At 69.1% G+C, this 19,286-nt stretch carries 17 protein-coding genes and 1 pseudogene; 10 read left to right on the forward strand and 8 right to left on the reverse strand.

The window, feature by feature from the left end; genetic code table 11:
• Positions 1–339, reverse strand: a pseudogene (gene dnaA, locus KUM03_RS11780) (chromosomal replication initiator protein DnaA); the annotation flags it as partial.
• A 376-nt stretch (positions 340–715) separates the two neighbouring features.
• On the opposite strand from dnaA, the gene rpmH reads away from it, so the two are divergent.
• The 9 genes from rpmH (at position 716) to KUM03_RS11825 (ending at position 7,652) form a co-directional block, all read left to right on the forward strand.
• Positions 716–853, forward strand: coding sequence for a 50S ribosomal protein L34 (gene rpmH, locus KUM03_RS11785; protein WP_003975051.1), 138 nt, complete (start codon positions 716–718; stop codon positions 851–853).
• Positions 854–873: 20 nt separating this feature from the next.
• On the forward strand, positions 874–1,245 hold the full coding sequence (rnpA, locus tag KUM03_RS11790) for a ribonuclease P protein component (RefSeq protein ID WP_217246990.1): 372 nt from the start codon (positions 874–876) through the stop codon (positions 1,243–1,245).
• Positions 1,242–1,616 carry a membrane protein insertion efficiency factor YidD gene (yidD, locus tag KUM03_RS11795; RefSeq protein ID WP_073726111.1) on the forward strand — a complete coding sequence of 125 codons (375 nt, stop codon included), beginning with the start codon at positions 1,242–1,244 and terminating at the stop codon, positions 1,614–1,616. Before rnpA ends, yidD begins: the two co-directional genes overlap by 4 nt.
• 3 nt (positions 1,617–1,619) lie before the next feature.
• The gene (gene yidC / locus KUM03_RS11800) at positions 1,620–2,912 is read left to right on the forward strand and encodes a membrane protein insertase YidC (protein ID WP_217246991.1); all 1,293 of its coding nucleotides are present in this window, start codon (positions 1,620–1,622) and stop codon (positions 2,910–2,912) included.
• 15 nt (positions 2,913–2,927) lie between these two features.
• Positions 2,928–3,440 carry a R3H domain-containing nucleic acid-binding protein gene (locus tag KUM03_RS11805; protein WP_217246992.1) on the forward strand — a complete coding sequence of 171 codons (513 nt, stop codon included), beginning with the start codon at positions 2,928–2,930 and terminating at the stop codon, positions 3,438–3,440.
• 128 nt (positions 3,441–3,568) lie between these two features.
• Complete coding sequence (gene rsmG, locus KUM03_RS11810) at positions 3,569–4,288, forward strand: 16S rRNA (guanine(527)-N(7))-methyltransferase RsmG (protein ID WP_217246993.1); 720 nt, start codon at positions 3,569–3,571, stop codon at positions 4,286–4,288.
• A gap of 248 nt (positions 4,289–4,536) precedes the next feature.
• The gene (locus tag KUM03_RS11815; RefSeq protein WP_073726103.1) at positions 4,537–5,610 is read left to right on the forward strand and encodes a ParA family protein; all 1,074 of its coding nucleotides are present in this window, start codon (positions 4,537–4,539) and stop codon (positions 5,608–5,610) included.
• On the forward strand, positions 5,607–6,707 hold the full coding sequence (locus tag KUM03_RS11820) for a ParB/RepB/Spo0J family partition protein (protein WP_217246994.1): 1,101 nt from the start codon (positions 5,607–5,609) through the stop codon (positions 6,705–6,707). Before KUM03_RS11815 ends, KUM03_RS11820 begins: the two co-directional genes overlap by 4 nt.
• Before the next feature lie 327 nt (positions 6,708–7,034).
• Positions 7,035–7,652 carry a GNAT family N-acetyltransferase gene (locus KUM03_RS11825; protein WP_043382571.1) on the forward strand — a complete coding sequence of 206 codons (618 nt, stop codon included), beginning with the start codon at positions 7,035–7,037 and terminating at the stop codon, positions 7,650–7,652.
• A gap of 86 nt (positions 7,653–7,738) precedes the next feature.
• Here KUM03_RS11825 and trxA read toward each other — a convergent pair whose 3' ends face one another.
• The 7 genes from trxA to KUM03_RS11860 form a co-directional block, all read right to left on the reverse strand.
• The gene (gene trxA / locus KUM03_RS11830; protein WP_190203100.1) at positions 7,739–8,071 is read right to left on the reverse strand and encodes a thioredoxin; all 333 of its coding nucleotides are present in this window, start codon (positions 8,069–8,071) and stop codon (positions 7,739–7,741) included.
• A gap of 41 nt (positions 8,072–8,112) precedes the next feature.
• Positions 8,113–9,081, reverse strand: a complete 969-nt coding sequence (gene trxB, locus KUM03_RS11835) for a thioredoxin-disulfide reductase (RefSeq protein WP_217246995.1) — start codon at positions 9,079–9,081, stop codon at positions 8,113–8,115.
• 165 nt (positions 9,082–9,246) lie between these two features.
• The gene (locus KUM03_RS11840) at positions 9,247–10,098 is read right to left on the reverse strand and encodes a hypothetical protein (RefSeq protein ID WP_217247034.1); all 852 of its coding nucleotides are present in this window, start codon (positions 10,096–10,098) and stop codon (positions 9,247–9,249) included.
• A 17-nt stretch (positions 10,099–10,115) separates the two neighbouring features.
• Positions 10,116–10,859, reverse strand: a complete 744-nt coding sequence (sigM, locus tag KUM03_RS11845) for an RNA polymerase sigma factor SigM (protein WP_217246996.1) — start codon at positions 10,857–10,859, stop codon at positions 10,116–10,118.
• Positions 10,860–10,889: 30 nt separating this feature from the next.
• On the reverse strand, positions 10,890–12,605 hold the full coding sequence (locus tag KUM03_RS11850; RefSeq protein ID WP_217246997.1) for a protein kinase family protein: 1,716 nt from the start codon (positions 12,603–12,605) through the stop codon (positions 10,890–10,892).
• 139 nt (positions 12,606–12,744) lie between these two features.
• Positions 12,745–15,141, reverse strand: coding sequence for a murein biosynthesis integral membrane protein MurJ (murJ, locus tag KUM03_RS11855; protein ID WP_217246998.1), 2,397 nt, complete (start codon positions 15,139–15,141; stop codon positions 12,745–12,747).
• Positions 15,142–15,184: 43 nt separating this feature from the next.
• The gene (locus KUM03_RS11860) at positions 15,185–17,581 is read right to left on the reverse strand and encodes a DUF6049 family protein (RefSeq protein ID WP_217246999.1); all 2,397 of its coding nucleotides are present in this window, start codon (positions 17,579–17,581) and stop codon (positions 15,185–15,187) included.
• Between the two features lie 224 nt (positions 17,582–17,805).
• On the opposite strand from KUM03_RS11860, the gene KUM03_RS11865 reads away from it, so the two are divergent.
• The gene (locus KUM03_RS11865) at positions 17,806–19,275 is read left to right on the forward strand and encodes a CCA tRNA nucleotidyltransferase (protein ID WP_217247000.1); all 1,470 of its coding nucleotides are present in this window, start codon (positions 17,806–17,808) and stop codon (positions 19,273–19,275) included.
• Positions 19,276–19,286 lie beyond the last annotated feature (11 nt).

A 19,286-nucleotide genomic window follows, 5' to 3' on the forward strand; every position in this document is an offset into this window, starting at 1 on the left:
GTGCTGGGGGCGGGCGGGGGGTGCTTGCGGGGTGGGGGCGGGCGTGGCGGGTGCGGGTTCGCCGGCGGTGTCGTCGACGGTGATCGCGATACGGATGGGGCGGCCGCATTCGCGGCTCAGTGTCTCGCTGACGACCGGGGCGAGGCGGCCCTCCAGTACGCCCTTCGCAAATTCGTTCGGTACGGCGAGCAGGGCGGTGTCGGCGACCAGCGCGAGGGGCTGGCAGCGCCGGATCCAGTGCTCGTCCTTCGACTCGACGCCCTGCCCGCGGCTGTCCCCGAGGAGTTGCTCCAGTACGCGTGGCCACACTGCGGCAAGATCGGCAGGTACGTCAGCCACAGGGCACGCTCTCTCACGAGTCCCTCGAAGGTGTGATTCGGGGACGGGTCGGGATGAAACTCGGGTGGGGCAGGGATAAGGGAACGAATCGGAGTCCAGTCACGGTAGTCAGCGTGGCCGGTAGGGTTCAAGTTGTTGTCCCCAGCCTGTGGACAAGTGTCTCCCGGTCACCGCTGGTTTGACCGAATGGCGCAGTCCCACGTACCGTAACCAGGTCGAGTTGTCGATGGCTGCTGCCGCCTGCCTCCGATGGGCACAGGTCACGTCCAAGGTGATCGAAAAGCGGTGCACTCGGGCGTAACGCGAGCTACTCGTGGGCGCACGGTGACAGCCAGGACGGCACCCCGCCAACCCCGATTCTTTCTGGAGCCCCCGAGTGAGCAAGCGCACCTTCCAGCCGAACAACCGTCGTCGCGCCAAGACCCACGGCTTCCGGCTGCGTATGCGCACCCGTGCCGGCCGCGCGATTCTCGCGACCCGCCGCAGCAAGGGTCGCGCCCGTCTGTCCGCCTGATCCGGTCAGGTCATGACGTCGTGCTGCCCACCGAGAACCGGCTGAGGCGGCGCGAGGACTTCGCGACCGCGGTACGACGAGGCCGCCGGGCCGGACGCCCGGCCCTGGTCGTCCACCTTCGAAGCGGTGCCACGGACCCGCACGCGCCTGGGGAGAGCGCTCCCCTGACACGTGCGGGTTTCGTCGTGAGCAAAGCCGTGGGTGGTGCGGTGGTGCGCAACAAGGTGAAGCGCAGGCTTCGCCATCTGATGCGCGACCGGATCGACCTGTTTCCCCCCGGTAGCCTGGTAGTGGTACGAGCGCTGCCCGGTGCGGGCGACGCCGACCATGCACAGCTGGCCCGAGACCTGGACGCCGCCCTGGAGCGGCTGCTGGGAGGGGGCGCGCGATGAAGTACCCGCTGCTGGCTCTGATCAAGCTGTACCAGTGGACGATCAGTCCTCTGCTGGGGCCGGTGTGCAAGTACTACCCGTCGTGTTCCCACTACGGCTACACGGCCATCGACCGACACGGTGCTCTCAAAGGCACGGTGCTCACCGCCTGGCGCATCCTGCGGTGCAATCCGTGGTCGCTGGGTGGCGTGGACCATGTTCCGCCGCGGAAACGCCCGCGGTGGCACGAAATGCTGCGTGACGCCTGGCGTGCACGCAAGGGCGGGACCTCCGCCGCCGAACCGGCCAACGAGGGACAGACTTCTCCGACGAGTCCGTCCAGTCCTTCGAGTCCGGCCGCAGAGACCCCGTCCCATGCCCAAGGAGCATGATTAGTGGACACGATTGCCAGCCTCTTCAGTTTCATCACGACACCTGTCTCCTGGGTCATCGTCCAGTTCCACAGCGTGTACGGCGCCATTTTCGGGCCTGACACCGGATGGGCCTGGGGCCTGTCCATCGTGTCCCTGGTGATCCTCATCCGTATCTGCCTGATCCCGCTCTTCGTGAAGCAGATCAAGGCGACGCGCGGGATGCAGACGCTCCAGCCGGAGATGAAGAAGATCCAGGAGCGCTACAAGAACGACAAGCAGCGTCAGTCCGAAGAGATGATGAAGCTGTATAAGGAGACGGGCACCAACCCGCTCTCCTCGTGCCTTCCCATCCTGGCGCAGTCACCGTTCTTCTTCGCCCTGTACCACGTGCTCAACTCGATCGCGTCGAACGACACCATCGGCGTGATCGACAAGGGTCTGCTGCAGAGCGCGCAGAAGGCGCACATCTTCGGTGCGCCGCTGGCCTCGAAGTTCACCGACGGGGCCTCCGCGGTGGAAGCTCTCGGGTCCTCGCTGACGGACGTCCGCATCGTCACCGCGATCATGATCGTGCTGATGTCGGCGTCGCAGTTCTTCACTCAGCGCCAGCTGATGACCAAGAACGTCGACACCACGGTGAAGACGCCGTTCATGCAGCAGCAGAAGATGCTGATGTACGTCTTCCCGGTCATGTTCGCCGTCTTCGGCATCAACTTCCCCGTCGGTGTTCTCGTCTACTGGCTGACCACGAACGTGTGGACCATGGGCCAGCAGATGTACGTCATCCGCAACAACCCGACCCCGGGTTCCAAGGCTCAGGCCGCCTACCTGGAGCGCCTGCTCAAGCACGTCACGGGCACCGGCAAGACGCGCGGTCGTGGTCAGCGGTCCATCGTCAAGGCCATCGTCGCCAAGGGCCGGGACCGCAACGAGTTCGAGCGCAAGTTCATCAACGGTCTGAACAAGGCGGGCCTCGCGGCCCAGGCCGACGGCACCGTGGTGAAGGGCGAGGCACCCGCCGCCGCCCAGAGCGCGGACGGCGCGTCCGGCACCACCGCGGTGCCCAAGCGGCAGCAGCCCAAGCGGCAGAGCAAGGCGCAGCGCCAGTCCGCCAAGCAGGCCGGTGAGTCCGCCGGTGAGCCGGAGGCCAAGACCTCCCTCAGCAAGTCCGGCGAGCCGGAGGACGGCCAGCAAGGCGGCAAGTCCGGCACCGCCAAGAAGCCCGCGCAGAAGCCCGGCGGCGGTGGCCGCAGCAAGGCCCAGTCCGGACAGCGCAAGGGCCCGCAGCGGCCCAAGTCCCCGTCGAAGAAGTAAGAAGGAGTCCATCCCGTGACGGAAGGCACCACCTCCGCCGCTGCCGAGGGCGCAGACACCCTGACTCGTCTCGAGAACGAGGGCGAGATCGCCGCGGACTACCTGGAGGGTCTGCTCGACATCGCCGACCTCGACGGCGACATCGACATGGACGTCGAGGCCGACCGTGCCTCCGTCTCGATCATCAGCGACAGCAACGGCCGTGACCTGCAGAAGCTGGTCGGCCGGGACGGCGAGGTGCTGGAGGCTCTCCAGGAGCTCACGCGCCTGGCCGTGCACCGGGAGACCGGCGACCGCAGCCGGCTGATGCTCGACATCGCGGGCTACCGGGCGGGCAAGCGGGCCGAGCTGTCCGAGCTGGGCGCCAAGGCCGCAGCCGAGGCCAAGAGCAGCGGCGAGCCGGTGCGGATGAAGCCGATGACGCCGTTCGAGCGCAAGGTCGTCCACGACGCGGTCAAGGCCGCGGGACTGCGCAGCGAGTCCGAGGGCGAGGAGCCGGAGCGCTTCGTCGTCGTGCTTCCCGCCTGATCGGTCTCCCCACGTTCCCCGGCCCCGTCTGTTGCGCAGACGGGGCCGAATTTTGTCAGCCTGATAGTTCTGGTGGTTCTGGTAGCGGCGTCTGGTGCGCCGGTGCCGTACGGAAGGACGGTCCCCTCGTGACGGAGGCAGCGGAGCTTCCCCCTGTTCCCGAGCAGGCACGCGACGTGTTCGGTGCTCGGTACGCGGACGCGGTCCGCTACGCCGAGCTGCTCGCCGAGGCGGGGGTGAAGCGTGGTCTGATCGGTCCGCGCGAAGTTCCCCGTCTGTGGGAGCGGCATCTGCTGAACTGCGCGGTGCTCTCGGAGGTCGTGCCCGAGGGTGTGACGGTGTGCGATGTCGGTTCGGGCGCCGGCCTGCCCGGGATCCCGCTGGCGCTCGTCCGGGACGACCTGAAGATCACCCTTCTGGAGCCCCTGCTGCGGCGCACCAACTTCCTTACCGAGGTCGTGGAGCTTCTGGGCCTGGACCATGTGACCGTGGTGCGTGGCCGGGCCGAGGAGGTCATGGGCAAGTTGCCGCCGGTGCATGTGGTGACGGCCCGCGCCGTTGCTCCGCTGGACCGGCTGGCCACCTGGGGGGTCCCGCTGCTGCGCCCGTACGGCGAGATGCTCGCCCTCAAGGGCGACACGGCCGAGGAGGAGTTGAAGGCCGCGGCCACGGCGCTCAGCAAGCTGGGGGCGGTGGAGACCTCCATCCTGCATGTGGGTGAGGGAGTCGTGGATCCCATGTCCACCGTGGTGCGGGTCGAGGTCGGTGAGAGTCCCGGTGGAGTGCGTTTCGCCGCCAAGCGGGCCAAGGCGGCGCGGACCGGCCGTGCGCGGCGGCGTCGCGGATAGCTCTACTCCACACAAGCTGCCCTCCCTGCGCGTGCCGGAGTGTCGCGGCTGATCGGTCTCGGCGGCGCTGCATCGTGTTTCACGTGAAACGTCGCTCACTGCTGCACGGCATCATCAGTCGCGGCCGCGCTGCGGCCGACCCCCGCGACCGAAAGCCTCTCGGGTCGCTCGGAGAGGGTACGGAGTTGTCCACAGAGGTGGATTTCTCCACAGAACAACAGGCCTCACTGGTTCATGACCCCGAAGACATGGGAGGCTCTGTTCATTGCGAGCCTGAAGTCGAGGAGAGTGAATCCTTGCGGTCCGACGCCAATATCGCGGGACCGATGACCGATCCGGTCCCCGGTCCCCGTACCGAGTCGATGGGGGCGGATGTTTCACGTGAAACACCGCCGCCGATGGACGACACTCCGATCGGTCGTGCTGCCCAACTGGCGGTGGAGGCTCTGGGCCGCGCCGGCGAGGGGCTGCCGCGGCCCGAGCAGACCAGGGTCATGGTGGTCGCCAACCAGAAAGGCGGTGTGGGCAAGACGACGACGACCGTCAACCTTGCCGCGTCGCTTGCGCTGCACGGGGCCCGGGTTCTGGTCGTCGACCTCGATCCGCAGGGCAATGCCTCCACCGCTCTGGGGATTGATCACCACGCCGAGGTTCCGTCCATCTACGACGTCCTGGTCGAGAGCAGGCCGCTCTCGGAGGTGGTCCAGCCGGTCCCCGACGTCGAGGGTCTCTTCTGCGCGCCCGCCACGATCGATCTCGCCGGTGCGGAGATCGAGCTCGTGTCCTTGGTGGCACGAGAGAGCCGGCTTCAGCGGGCGATTCAGGCGTACGAGCAGCCGCTGGACTACATCCTCATCGACTGCCCGCCCTCCCTCGGTCTGCTGACGGTCAACGCGCTGGTCGCCGGCCAGGAGGTGCTGATCCCGATCCAGTGCGAGTACTACGCGCTGGAGGGACTGGGGCAGCTGCTGCGCAACGTCGACCTGGTGCGGGGCCACCTCAACCCCACACTGCATGTGTCGACGATCCTGCTCACCATGTACGACGGCCGGACGCGGCTCGCGTCCCAGGTCGCCGACGAGGTGCGCAGCCACTTCGGCGACGAGGTACTGCGGACGAGCATTCCCCGCTCGGTCCGTATCTCCGAGGCCCCCAGCTACGGACAGACGGTCCTGACCTACGATCCAGGATCGAGCGGAGCCCTCTCCTATCTGGAGGCGGCGCGAGAGATCGCGCTCAAGGGCGTGGGCGTCAGCTACGACGGGACGCACGCCCACATCGGAGCACAGAATGACCCGAACATGGTGGAGGGGATCCAGTGAGTGAGCGACGGAGGGGGTTGGGCCGTGGTCTGGGCGCACTGATCCCCAACGCCCCGACGGAGAAGTCGGTGGCTTCAGCGGCACTGGGGAACGCGGCTCCCGCGTCTCCGGCTGCGATGCCCCTGCTGCCCAACGACCGTGGAGTGGCCGCGGCCAAGGTGACCACGCTGCCGCCTGTTCCACGTGAAACAGAGGAGTCGGTGGCTCCGGGCGGCCCGGAGTCTCTCCGGCCTCCGATGGGCGCGCACTTCGCTGAGATCCCCCTCGACGCCATCACGCCGAACCCGCAGCAGCCGCGTGTGGTCTTCGACAGTGACGCGTTGGCGGAGCTGGTCACCTCCATCAAGGAAGTGGGCCTTCTCCAACCGGTCGTCGTGCGCCAGGTGGGGCCGGCGCGCTACGAGCTGATCATGGGTGAGCGTCGCTGGCGGGCCTGTCGTGAGGCCGGACTGGTGGCCATCCCGGCGATCGTGCGTGCCACAGAGGACGAGAAGCTCCTCCTGGACGCGCTGCTGGAGAACCTGCACCGGGCTCAGCTGAACCCGCTCGAAGAGGCTGCCGCCTACGACCAGCTGCTCAAGGACTTCAACTGCACGCATGACCAGCTGGCCGACCGCATCGGACGCTCTCGGCCGCAGGTCTCGAACACACTGCGTCTGCTGAAGCTCTCCCCGAAGGTCCAGAACCGGGTGGCCGCCGGGGTGCTCTCCGCCGGTCACGCGCGAGCCCTCCTCTCCGTCGAGGATTCGGAGGAGCAGGAGCGGCTGGCCCACCGGATCGTTGCCGAAGGGCTCTCGGTCCGGGCGGTCGAGGAGATCGTCACCCTCATGGGCTCCCGGCCCCAGAAGCCCCAGCGGGCCAAGGGACCTCGGGCCGGCTCTCTGGTCTCCCCTGCGCTGTCCGATCTGGCAACACGGCTCTCGGACCGCTTCGAAACGCGAGTGAAGGTCGACCTGGGCCAGAAGAAGGGCAAGATCACCGTGGAGTTCGCCTCCATGGAAGACCTTGAGCGCATCCTCGGGAGCCTCGCCCCCGGCGAGGGGCCTGTGCTGCAGAAGAGCCTTTCCGACGGCGAGGTCGAAGACCTCGACTCCTGAGGCGCGCAGGAGGGGCCGCTGAACAGCGTCCCCCTGCCGACAGGGCGGGTCGTGCCCGGTGCGTACCGGAACACGACCCGCCCTTTGCTTTCCGCCGGTGCCGAGGGCAGCGCTTCGTGGATACGATGCGATCGGGATGGCGCAAGCACCTGGCAGCACCTCTGAGAGGAAGGCAGGGGCCATGCGAACGATGAGCCGTACCGGACTGGTGAGCGCGGGCTTGGGGCTGGGCGCGGTCGGTGGCTTCATCGGCAGCTTGCTCAGGGAGCGGAGCGCTCTGACAGCCGCCCGCGACGCGGCGGGCGAAGGAAGCGAGGAACAGCCTTCATGGGGCGCCGGCTCGTACCGCTCACGCTGGACAACCTTCAGGACCTTCCCCAGCGCTGTCGCTCGTGCGTCTTCTGGGAGCTGGACCCCGTCAGCGGCGAAGCCGCGGTAAAGGCGGGCACACCTGCTCTGGAGAAGGAATCCTGGATCTCCGCAGTCCTGCTGGACTGGGGGTCGTGCGGACGGGTGGTCTATGTCGACGACGTGCCGGTGGGCTTCGTGCTTTACGCGCCGCCTGCCTATGTGCCGCGGTCGACGGCCTTCCCCACCAGCCCCGTCTCGCCGGATGCCGTGCAGCTGATGACCGCGTTCGTGATGCCCGGCTATCAGGGACAGGGGCTGGGCCGGGTGATGGTGCAGACGGTTGCCAAGGATTTGCTCCGGCGAGGCTTCAAGGCGATCGAGGCGTTCGGGGACGCCCGCTGGAAGGAACCGGCCTGTGTACTGCCTGCCGACCACCTGCTGGCCGTTGGCTTCAAGACGGTGCGCCCGCATCCCAGCCATCCGCGGTTGCGCCTGGACCTTCGCTCCACGCTCTCCTGGAAGGAAGACGTGGAGATGGCTCTGGACCGACTGTTGGGTGCCGTCCAGAAGGAACCTGCGCTGCGGCCGTTGTAGCGGAGTCATGTCACCACGCCGGGCAGGGAAGCAGAACGAAGGGGCCGACCCATCCGGGTCGGCCCCTTCATGTTTCACGTGAAACGTCACTCGGCGATGAAGTCCTCGAGATCGCGAACGATCGCGGCCTTGGGCTTGGCGCCGACGATGGTCTTGGCGACCTCGCCGCCCTGGTAGACGTTCAGGGTCGGGATGGACATGACGCCGTACTTGGCGGCCGTACCCGGGTTCTCGTCGATGTTCAGCTTGACGATCTCGATCTTGTCGCCGTACTCGGCGGCGATCGCCTCGAGGGACGGCGCGATCTGGCGGCACGGACCGCACCAGGCGGCCCAGAAGTCCACCAGAACGGGCTTGTCGCTCTTGAGGACGTCCTGCTCGAACGAGTCGTCGGTCACGTGCTTCAGGGTGCCGGCCACGGCGGGCTCCTTAACTGGTCGGTGCGTGGAGTGGGTGGGGGTCAGACAGCGGTCTTCTCGGGCTCGGCCTTGTCCTCGTCGGTGAGCGCGGCGAGGAAGCGCTCCGCGTCGAGCGCGGCGGAGCAGCCGGTACCGGCGGCGGTGATGGCCTGGCGGTAGGTGTGGTCGACCACGTCACCGGCGGCGAAGACACCGGTGAGGTTGGTACGGGTCGACGGGGACTCGACCTTGAGGTAGCCCTCCGGGTCCAGGTCGAGCTGGCCCTTGAACAGCTCGGTGCGCGGGTCGTGGCCGATCGCGATGAACAGGCCGGTCACCGGCAGGTCCGAGAGCTCACCGTTCTTGACGTTGCGCAGCTTCAGACCCGACAGCTTCTGGTCGCCCTGGACCTCGGCTACCTCGCTGTCCCAGACGAAAGTGATCTTGGGGTCGGCGAAGGCGCGCTCCTGCATCGCCTTCGAGGCGCGCAGGGTGTCACGGCGGTGGACGATCGTCACGGACTTGGCGAAGCGGGAGAGGAACGTGGCCTCCTCCATCGCGGTGTCACCGCCGCCGATCACGGCGATGTCCTGGTCCTTGAAGAAGAAGCCGTCACAGGTCGCGCACCACGAGACGCCACGGCCGGAGAGGGCGTCCTCGTTCGGCAGACCGAGCTTGCGGTGCTGGGAACCGGTGGTGACGATGACGGCCTTCGCCTGGTGGACGGTGCCCGCGGTGTCGGTGACGGTCTTGATCTCGCCGGTCAGGTCGACGGCGACGACGTCGTCGGGGATCAGCTCGGCGCCGAAGCGCTCCGCCTGGGCGCGCATGTTGTCCATGAGCTCGGGGCCCATGATGCCGTCCTGGAAGCCCGGGAAGTTCTCCACCTCGGTGGTGTTCATCAGGGCGCCACCCGCGGTGACGGCGCCCTCGAACACCAGCGGCTTCAGCGACGCGCGCGCGGTGTAGAGCGCCGCCGTGTAGCCGGCGGGCCCGGAGCCGATGATGATCACGTTTCGGACGTCGCTCACGGCTTCATTCCTCGTCTCTGGACTGCGTCTTCAGGGCCGGGTGGAGCTCCTCTCGGAGCCCTCACCCCACCCAACGGATCCTACGGGGCGCGCATTCCCGCTGTGTCCGGGCACACGGCAGACCCGCGCCGGGCGAGGGCTGAGCGTGTCTTCAGCAGCGTGCTCTCAGGAGCGCGCGTAGGAGTGCTTCAGCAGAACCTTGGCCTTGCTGACGCTGGGCTGGCCCATACACGCCGACTCGACGATGTAGGCGGTGACCCGGCTGTCATTGGCGGCGTCGGGCAGGACCACGAGGAGTGCTTCCTTGCCCTTGTAGACGCCCTCCTTCGTGGCGAGTGCCGCGTCGTCCCGGCCGATGCCCCGCTGGACGCACTCGGGAACCGTCGGCTGCTTGAAGACATGGTTCTCGGCGCCGGTCTCGGATTCCATGCCGAAGCTGCGCGGCGTACGTGATCCGTTCCGGGTGCCCTGCTCGTCGGCGATGAGGCCGGCTACCTGTTCCTTGAGCTTCCCCTCGGAGAAGGTGTCCGCGAGCGCCGTCTGCTGCCCGTGGGCGGTGTCGTCGGCCGGGTCGCTACCGGTGAGGGAGGAGACGACGACGGAGCCGAGGCCGAGGGTGGCTGCGGCGGCCACGGCACCGAGTACGGCGATCCGGCGGCGTCCGCCTCGTCGGCGTTCCTTGCGTCCCGGGCCGGTGGAAGAGGGGCGGGCGTTCCCGGCGGGGCGGTCCGTGGATGCCGATGTTTCACGTGAAACACGCGCGCCGTCGTCGGCGGTGGTTGCGCTCAGTGGTGCCTCGGCGGCGAGGGCGGCGTCGATACGGGCGGCGACGTCGTCCGGCATGCGCTCCGGTCCCGGCAGTGTGCCGAGCAGTCCCTGGATCTCCTCCAGCGATGTGTAGACGTCCGTGCAGAGCTCGCAGGTCTCCAGGTGCCGTCGGACGTCCGTGGTCCGTGACGGAGGGAGCAGGCCCTCGGTGAGGTCGGAGATCTCGGCGACGTCCGGGTGCCCGGTCATGTCTGTCGTCGACGACGTCACGCTCGTCCACCTCCGCCCTTCACTGCGGCTGAATCGCTCGGCCCTGTGTCCGACGGTCCCGCACGGCGCGGTCCCGCTGCCGGTGGGACGGATGCCCCCTGAGTCCGGTTCCGTTCATCGCCGGCCTTCCTGTCCTGGCCGGACTTCTCGTCCTCGCCGCTGCCGTCCGGGCGCAGGTGGGTCAACAGCGGCAGGAGTCTGGCTCTGCCCCGGGCGCATCTGCTCTTGATCGTCCCGATCGGCACATCCAGGACCCGGGCGGCCTCCGCGACGGGGTAGCCCTGCATGTCCACCAGCACGAGCGCCGCTCGCTGGTCGGCCGGCAGGGTGCCCAGGGCCTCCAGGAGCTGGCGGTGCAGGTCGTTGCGTTCGGCGGGGGCCGATGCCGACTCGTGCGGCTCCAGGAGCTGTTCCAGGCGCTCGGTGTCGTCGACCGGAGCGGTCTTCCGGGAGGCCGCCTTGCGGGCGCGGTCCAGGCAGGCGTTCACCGTGATCCGGTGCAGCCAGGTCGTGACGGCCGCCTGGCCACGGAAGGTGTGGGCGGCCCGGTAGGCGGAGACGAGGGCGTCCTGAACGGCGTCGGCGGCTTCCTCGCGGTCCCCCAGCGTCCGCAGGGCAACGGCCCAGAGACGGTCGCGGTGACGGCGGACTAGTTCGCCGAAGGCGTCGGGGTCGCCCTCGACGTGGCGGGCGAGGAGGTCCTGATCGCTGACGTCGCCGTAGGCGGTGCCGTCTGCCATCGGACCCCCTCCCCTTCAGCCGCCGGGCTCTCAGCCCTTGAACGTCACGTCGGTGATGGCCTGCTTGTACCCGGGGTCGCTGTACTTGTCGCCGGGCGCGTGCGGCAGAGCGGTGAGCCACACGAGGACGTACTGCGTCTTCACCGGCTTGGTGAGCTTGACCGTGGCGTCGGTCCCGCTTGTGGTGACCGTGCCGATCTTCCGCATCGCGTCGATCGACGAGGGCTGCAAGGAGTCCGCGGCGTACAACTCCACCGTCGTGTGGTCGCCGCCGTAGAAGAGTCCTACGTCCGCCGTTGACAGTTCCTTGGCCGAACCGAGGTCGTAGACGATGCCGACACCCGGCTTGAACGGCCCGATGACCGGCCCCTCGTAGAAGCTGTTGGTCCGCCAGAGAGTCGCGCTGTCGCCGTCGTAGGTCTTGCCGACGTCGCCCGGGTGCTGCGCGTCGCCCTTGACGACGAACTCCCGGGCTCCCTGGACCGCGATCGGCTTCGCCGGCCGGGACTGCTCGTCGTTCTTGTCGTCGCCGTCCGTCGTCTGCGTCTGGTTCTGGTCGTCGGCCTTGCCGCCCCGCTCCATGAGCGCGTCGGCGAGCTGCCAGCTGCCCAGGCCGAGCGCGGCGATCAGCAGGGCGGAGACGCTCCACTTCAGTGCCTTGCCGGTACGGCTCTGCAGCGGTGGCGGCGGCGTCGGCACGGGCTGGGTGGCACCGGGACGCGGTGCCGGGCGGCCGTAGGCGCCCTGTTGGTAGGCGGTGCGCTGGTACTCGGGCGGGGCCGTGTACGCGGGCTCCGGCGGACGGATGCGGGGCATCTCGCCGATCGCCTTCACCAGCTCCTCCGGCGTGGTGCACGGGGACTCGTGGCGGGAGGCGGTAGCGCCGTCGTTGACGAGCGCCCGCATGGTGAGCTCGGACATGCCGCGGTGGACACCCGCGCGCACCTGGTCGGGCGGAATCAGCCCGATGTCCTTCGGCAGACCCGCCAGACCGTGGGCGTCGGTCTCGTACGGCCAGCGCTGGGTGAGCGCCGCGTACAGCAGGGCCCCGATGGCCTCCGTGTCGGTGCGCTGGGGGGTCTCGGAACTGATGCCGCGCAGGGCGGCGTTGACGGCGAGACCGCGGATCCGCCACTGGCCCGTCGAGGTCCGCAGCACCGCGTTGGGGCTCAGACGCAGATGGGCGAGGCCCTCACGGTGGGCCGCCGCCATCGCGGACGCGACCTGACTGACCATCTGGTAGGCGTCGTACACCTCCAGCGGGCCGGAAGCGAGCAGCGCGGTCATCTCAGTGGCGTCGGGCAGCCATTCGTGGACGACGTAGACCAGGTCGTTGTCCTCGACGGCGTCGAGGACCTGGACGAAGCGCGGGTCGCCGAGCAGGGCGGATGAACGTGCCGCGGCCAGCACGGAGCGGGCGCGGGAGTGGTCCGCCGGGAGGACGTGCACTCCGACGGCGCGGCGGAGTTTCTCGTCGACGGCCCGCCAACTGCTGAAGCCGTCCAGACGGGTGACGCACTCCTCGAGGCGGTAGCGTCTGGCGAGTTTGTGCCCGCTGTGCAGTTCGGGAGGCGAGGTCTTGCCGGAATCCTCGCTCGTCGGGCGCCCCTGTGCCTCGTCGCTGTCCGTGTCCCGCTCCCGGTTGTTGGCCACCCCGTCGGCCGTGGACTGGTCCGCCTGTGCGGTCAGCGGCTCGTCACCGCTGTTGTCTGCCACGTCGACGGCAGCTGTGCTCCGTTCCGCCACCGTCGTTCTGCCTCCCCATTCGATGCGCGCCGACCGGCTCCCGATGCGCGCGGTCCGACGCCGAACCCAATTGTGCCCACAGTCCGCCGCTATGCACGACACACGGCGGTGAACGATGGTTGTGCGCCTACCCCGCCTCTCAGCGTCCCAGGCGTCCGCGCACCATGCCGACCAGCGAGTTGACTTCCTCGATGCGCATGCGGCGGGCGGCGACGAAGAAGACGCCGAACAGCAGCACACCGCCGGCCAGCAGCGCGGCGAACGATCCCAGGACGTCCTGGCCGAGCGCACGGCTGATCGCGTAGCAGGCCGCGCCGCTGAGCAGGGCGGCCGGCACGGAGGCGATGCACAGCCGGGCGTACGTCCGCAGTACCAGTGCGCCGTCGAGGTCCCCGCCGAGCCGCTTGCGCAGCCTGCGCCAGGCGACACCGACACCGATCACGTAGGCCAGCCCGTAGGAGGCGGCCATGCCGACGACGGCCCAGCGCGAGGGCAGGAGGAAGAAACACAGCGCCGAGGCGGCGGCGTTCACCACGGCCACGATGACGGTGTTGTAGAAGGGCGTCCGGGTGTCCTCGTAGGCGTAGAAGGCGCGCAGGACGACGTACTGGACGGAGTACGGGATGAGGCCGAGGCCGAAGGCCATCAGCATGTAGCCCATGTTGGTGGCGGCGCCCGTCCCCGAGGAGCCGAAGATCAGGGTGCACATGGGGATGCCGAGCGCGACGAAGCCGAAGGACACCGGCACGATAGCGACGGCCGTGGTGCGCAGACCCTGGGAGATGTCATCCCGTACCGCGCCGCTGTCATCCTCGGCTGCCGAGCGGGAGATACGGGGTAGTAGGGCGGCCATCAGGGAGACGGTGATGATGGCCTGTGGCAGGCCCCAGATCAGCTGGGCGTTGGCGTAGGCGCTGTAACCGGTGCCGGCGAGGTCGGTGTCCGTGACCGAGGCCGTGGCCAACTGGATGACGACGAGGGCGCCAGCCTGGTTGGCGAGGACGAAAAGGATCGTCCACTTGGCGAGCATCGCGGCCTTGCCGAGACCGTGGCCCTTCCAGTCGAAGCGCAGCCGCAGCTTGAAACCGGTCTCACGCAGGTAAGGGATCATCGCCAGGGCCTGCACGACGAGGCCGAGAAGGATGCCGACCCCGAGGAGCCGCTCGCCCTCCGGCGGGATGGTCTCGACGGTCATGCCCGAGTCGGCGGCGGTGCCGTAGACCCAGAGGAACATGCCGAGCGTGACGATGATGACGATGTTGTTGAGGACCGGGGTCCACATCATCGCGCCGAACCGGCCGCGGGCGTTGAGGATCTGCCCCATCACGACGTGGACGCCCATGAAGAAGATGGACGGCAGGAAGTAACGGGTGAAGGTGACGGCCGTCTCGTTGGCCGCGGGATCTGAGGCGACGGGGTTCGACAGGGCGCGTACGAGCAAGGGCGCCGCGAGCATGCCGAGCGCGGTGAGGAGTCCCAGGGCGACCATGACCAGGGTCAGCAGCCGGTTGGCGTATGCCTCGCCGCCGTCGTCGTCCTCCTTCATGGCACGGACGAGCTGAGGGACGAACACCGAGTTGAGACCGCCGCCGACAGTCAGAATGTAGATCATCGTCGGGAGCTGGTAGGCGATCTGGAACGACTCGCCCAGCAGCGCGAGGCCCAGAGCCGAGACGATCATTGCCGACCGGATGAACCCCGTCAGCCGCGACACCATCGTGCCCGCCGCCATCACGGCGCTCGACTTCAGCAGGCCGCCCGCACGCCCGCCCTTCTTCGGCGCGGCGGCCGGAGCGGCCGCGGGTGCCGGCTCGGGCTCCTGGAGCGGAGCCTCGGCCGCCTCCGGAGTGGGAGCCACCGCGTACTGGCCCGGAGCGGGCGCCGCGTGCTGCTGCCCGTACGCCGGCGGCTGCGCGCCGTAGGGGCCGGGTACCGGAGCGTTCTCGTACTGAGCCTGCCCCTGGGGGTAGCCGTACTGGCCCGGCTGCTGCCCGGGTCCGCCACCGTACTGGCCCGGTGCCGGGGCAGGGGCGGGGACGGAGGCGTGGTCGTCGTACGAGGGGTGGCCGCCGCCCTGCTGCTGGTCGCGGAACAGGTGGGCGAACGCGTCCGGCTCGTGGCGCTGCTCGCCGGCCTGGGTGACCAGATCGTCGACGCCGACGAACTGAGTGGTGCGCGGATCGTCGCCGTACGGCAGGTACTGCGTCGGGCCCTCCGGTTCGGGGGCCGGGGTCTGGGCCCAGACGCGTGAGTCGGGGGCGTAGGGCGACTGGGAGGGCTGGGAGTACAGCGGCTGCTGGGGCGGGTGGGTGCCCGGCGGCGGTGGCGGGTGCGCGGCGCGGTCGTAGAGCGCCTCGGAGACCGGGTCCTGGGCGGAGAGGTCGTGCGCCCGGTAGGGATCCTGGTCGTAGGCGTCCTGGAGGTACATGTCCGCGTGCGGCTGCGGCGGTGTCTGCCCGGGGTCGGACGGCGGACCCCCGGGGTGGCCCGAGCCGTCCGCGGTCCCACCGCGGTCACCGTCGTACGGCGCGTTCATGGCTACCCCACCTCATCGTCCCGGGCCCACGGCCACGACATCCTCAACGGTCCACTCTCTCACCCGTGCCGGACGGGTCGGCGTTTTCCGCTGCGGTGTCCGGTGTCGGGTCACTCGGCTGCTCCGGGTCGCCTGCCCGGGGGCGTGCGTCGGACTCCTCGTTGAGACGCCCACCGGGGCCTTCTGGGTTCTCCGGACCGTCCTCGCGATCCTCGGCGGCCTCCGCGTCACCGGCCTCGCCCTTCTCGGCGTCGCGGGCCGCGGCCCGCTTGCGCTGGGTGTACATCCGGAAGCCGGCCAGGACGAGCAGCAGGACGCCGCCGCCGATGACGAGCATCACGGTGGCCGTGATCTCGGTGACCTTCACGTCGAAGGTGACGGGGTCGCCGTACGCGCGCCCGTCCATCGTGTACAGCTGGGCGATCACCGTGGCCCGGCCGTTGGCGTTGGCCGACGTGGTGAACTTCACCGACTGGCTGTGGCCGCCGGAGACCGAGATCGGCTGCTCCTCGTAGTCGGCGCCGTCGATCTCCAGGCGGGTCGGATTGGTGGAGGTGAGCCGCAGGACCAGCGGCCCGACGTCCTGCACCAGGTTGTTCTGCACCGTCACGGGGATCGTGGCGCTGCGGCCGGAGAGCTTCGTCTCCGACTTGTCGATCAGTCTGACCCGGCCGGTCAGCCCGTCGAGGTACTCCTTGACCCCGGTGCGGAAGGACTTCGCCTCGTCGGCCCGGCCGCGCCAGGACGCGGACATCTCCCGGTTCAGCGCGCGTCCGAAGGGGGTTGCCACCCGGGACGGGTCCGACAGGACGACCTTGAAGTTGTCGAGCGCGTCCTGTGTACGCGCGATCTGCACGAACGCCGACCGGGGCAGCTCCTGCTTGCGCAGGGACGCGGGGTAGGCGGAGGCGCTCGGGACCTTCGTGGTGGCGTCCGGGTCCGGCTTGGCCGCGGCGGCCGCCGACAGCTTCTGGGACTCGGACCAGGTGCCGTCCTGCAACGCGCGCAGCGCCTCGGCCATCGCGCGGGCCTGGCTGCCGGAGGGCATCCGCTGCGGGGCGATGACGACGCTGCGCTGCTTGCCGGTCTGGAGGTTCAGGGACAGGCTCTGGGCGAGGAACCGCTGGACCGCGAGCGTGGACGCGGAGGCGTCGGTCAGGTCGCCCTCGAACGCCGTGGACAGCCGGGAGTCCGCTACCACTGCCGTCGTGCCACCGCCGACGGGTCGGGCCGCGGAGGGTGTGTACGGCAGGCCGCTGGTCTCCTGGAGGCTGTCGCTGCGGGCGATCACCTTGTCGGCGCCCGCCGAGGTGGCGACCTTGACGATGGAGCGGTCGACCGCGCCGTCCACGGGCCAGGCGAAGTCGGTGCTCGGCTTCACGTGCAGGATCGGATCGACCGTGTTGTGGATGACGTCCGTGGCGCTCTTGAGCTGGCTCAGGGAACCGGTGACATCGGTGCCGTTGTGGGCCAGGGAGGCCAGGTCGGGGTCGGCGAAGGGGAGGGAGATCACCTCCTCGTCGGCCACCGCGTCCTGGAGGTCGGCGAGCCACTGCTTGGCCACGTCCTGGTGGGTGCCGGCGACCGTCTTGTCCCCGTCGCGGACGCTGTAGTTGCCCGTCATCGCGTCGACGGACGCCAGCAGGTCGGGATCGACGACCCAGGTGACGTCGAGGTCCTTGCCGAGCGTCACCATCTGGTTGAGGCGCCCCCCGGGGGAGATCTCCTCGGCCAGGTCGTCATTGAGGAAGACCGGCGTCTGTTCCTCGTTCGGCCCGGTCTCGGCGGCCATGTGCGTGGTGGAGACGAGCGGCCACAGCGCCGTCGTCTTCGTCGTGGTGCCGGCCTCGTCGGGCTGCCAGGGCAGGAAGGTGCGCTGGATGCCGAGGACCCGCTCCCAGGGCTGGGCGGAGGTCTCCCCGGAGAGGGACACGGCGAATTCGTAGACACCGTCGTCGCCGAGGTCCAGGTCGTCGACCGGTACCGAGATGTTGAAGTGCTCGGCGACGCCGGGGGTGAGCTTGGAGAACTTCTCCGTGTACTTGTCGTCGATCTCCGGGGGAATGGACCCCTGAAGATCGTCACCGTCCTTGGCGATCGCGTCGACGGCCGAGCGGGTGTTGACCTCGGGTCCCAGCCGCAGGCCCACGTGGGCGTCGGTGACGGTCTGCTTGCCGTTGTTGGTCACGGTGCCGGACACGGTCACCGTGTCACCGTCGGTGGGTGCCGAGGGGGTGAGCGAGTCCACGGCGACGGCCACGGAGCCCGCGTCGCCGTCTGCCTTCGCGGAGGGCTGCCCGTCGGCGTGCGCCGGACCCGCGGCCGGCAGCTGGACCAGGCCGGCCAGCAGCGGCGCGCCCGCGACCAGTGCCGTGGTGCGCCGTAGCCACCGGCGGGCAGGTGAGGGACTGGTCCCCTGGAAGTCTGCCGCCTCGGCCACGCGCTCGCCCGTCCCTCGTCATCGTCAGTGGTCGTCGGAATGTGCGTCCACGCATGGTAACGATGCGCGCTGAGGGTAAGTGCCGCGACGTACGCCACAAGATCCGCCGCCGGTCGCGGCCGTCCTGTATGTGCGCCTATATAGGGAGGGGCGCTGATGAGGGTGATCGGTGGACGATCAAAGGGGGCGCGGGGTTCCGCGCGAGCCACGTACCCTTTTCTGTTGTGCCGAACGCCAACGAAGCCAACCCCAGTGTCCCCAGCCAGGAGCAGCGCCGAGCGGTGAGTGAACTGCTGCGGGTCGCCCCTGTCGCCGACGACCTCGCCCGCCGCTTCCAGGAGGCCGGGTTCTCCCTCGCCCTGGTCGGCGGCTCGGTCCGGGACGCGTTGCTCGGCCGGCTCGGCAATGATCTGGACTTCACGACCGACGCCCGCCCGCAGGACGTACTGAAGATCATGAAGCCCTGGGCGGACGCGGTCTGGGACGTCGGGATCGCTTTCGGCACGGTGGGTGCGCAGAAGGCCGCCCGCGTGGGAGACGCTGACCGGACCTGGCAGATCGAGGTGACCACCTACCGGTCGGAGGCGTACGACCGCACCTCGCGCAAGCCGGAGGTGTCGTACGGCGACTCCATCGACGACGATCTGGTCCGGCGCGACTTCACGGTGAACGCGATGGCCGTCGCGCTCCCGGAGAAGGAGTTCATCGACCCGCACGGCGGGCTCGAAGACCTCGCGGCCCGAGTCCTGCGCACCCCGGGGACACCCGAGGAGTCGTTCTCGGACGACCCGCTCCGGATGATGCGCGCAGCCCGGTTCGCCGCGCAGCTCGACTTCGATGTGGCGCCCGAGGTCGTGAAGGCCATGACGGACATGGCCGGGCGCATCGGCATCGTCTCGGCCGAGCGGGTCCGGGAGGAGCTGAACAAGCTCATCCTCTCGTCCCACCCCCGCAAGGGCTTGTCCCTGCTGGTGGAGACGGGGCTGGCCGAGCACGTCCTTCCCGAGCTGCCGGCCCTGCGTCTGGAACGGGACGAGCACCACCGGCACAAGGACGTCTACGACCACACGCTGATCGTTCTGGAACAGGCGATGGCCCTGGAGACCGAGGGCCCCGACCTCACCCTCCGGCTGGCAGCCCTCCTGCACGACATCGGCAAGCCGCGCACGCGCCGCTTCGAGAAGGACGGGCGGGTCTCGTTCCACCACCACGAAGTGGTCGGGGCGAAGATGACGAAGAAGCGCATGACCGCGCTCAAGTACTCCAACGAGCTGGTGAAGGACGTCTCGCGCCTGGTCGAGCTGCACCTGCGCTTCCACGGCTACGGCACCGGCGAGTGGACGGACTCCGCCGTCCGCCGGTACGTCCGGGACGCCGGTCCGTTGCTGGACCGGCTGCACAAGCTGACCCGCTCGGACTGCACGACCCGCAACAAGCGCAAGGCCTCGGCGCTCTCCCGTGCCTACGACGGGCTGGAGGAGCGGATCGCTCAGCTCCAGGAACAGGAGGAGCTGGACGCGATCCGTCCGGACCTGGACGGCAACCAGATCATGGAGATCCTCGGCATCCGCCCCGGGCCGGCCGTGGGCCAGGCGTACAAGCACCTGCTGGAGCTGCGCCTGGAGAACGGGCCGATGGGGCACGACGCCGCGGTGGGTGCGCTCAAGGAGTGGTGGGCCGCGCAGCAGGGGTGATCATGCGAAAG

This window comes from Streptomyces sp. AC602_WCS936 (assembly GCF_019049125.1).
Classification (GTDB): Bacteria; Actinomycetota; Actinomycetes; order Streptomycetales; family Streptomycetaceae; genus Streptomyces.

Bases quoted from the DNA above. Each gene is read 5' to 3' on its own strand.
- yidD (WP_073726111.1), top strand. From the start codon at position 1,242: ATGAAGTACCCGCTGCTGGCTCTGATCAAGCTGTACCAGTGGACGATC.
- KUM03_RS11815 (WP_073726103.1), top strand. From the start codon at position 4,537: ATGGGAGGCTCTGTTCATTGCGAGCCTGAAGTCGAGGAGAGTGAATCC.
- KUM03_RS11825 (WP_043382571.1), top strand. From the start codon at position 7,035: ATGGGGCGCCGGCTCGTACCGCTCACGCTGGACAACCTTCAGGACCTT.
- KUM03_RS11840 (WP_217247034.1), bottom strand. From the start codon at position 10,098: ATGACCGGGCACCCGGACGTCGCCGAGATCTCCGACCTCACCGAGGGC.
- sigM (WP_217246996.1), bottom strand. From the start codon at position 10,859: ATGGCAGACGGCACCGCCTACGGCGACGTCAGCGATCAGGACCTCCTC.
- murJ (WP_217246998.1), bottom strand. From the start codon at position 15,141: ATGAACGCGCCGTACGACGGTGACCGCGGTGGGACCGCGGACGGCTCG.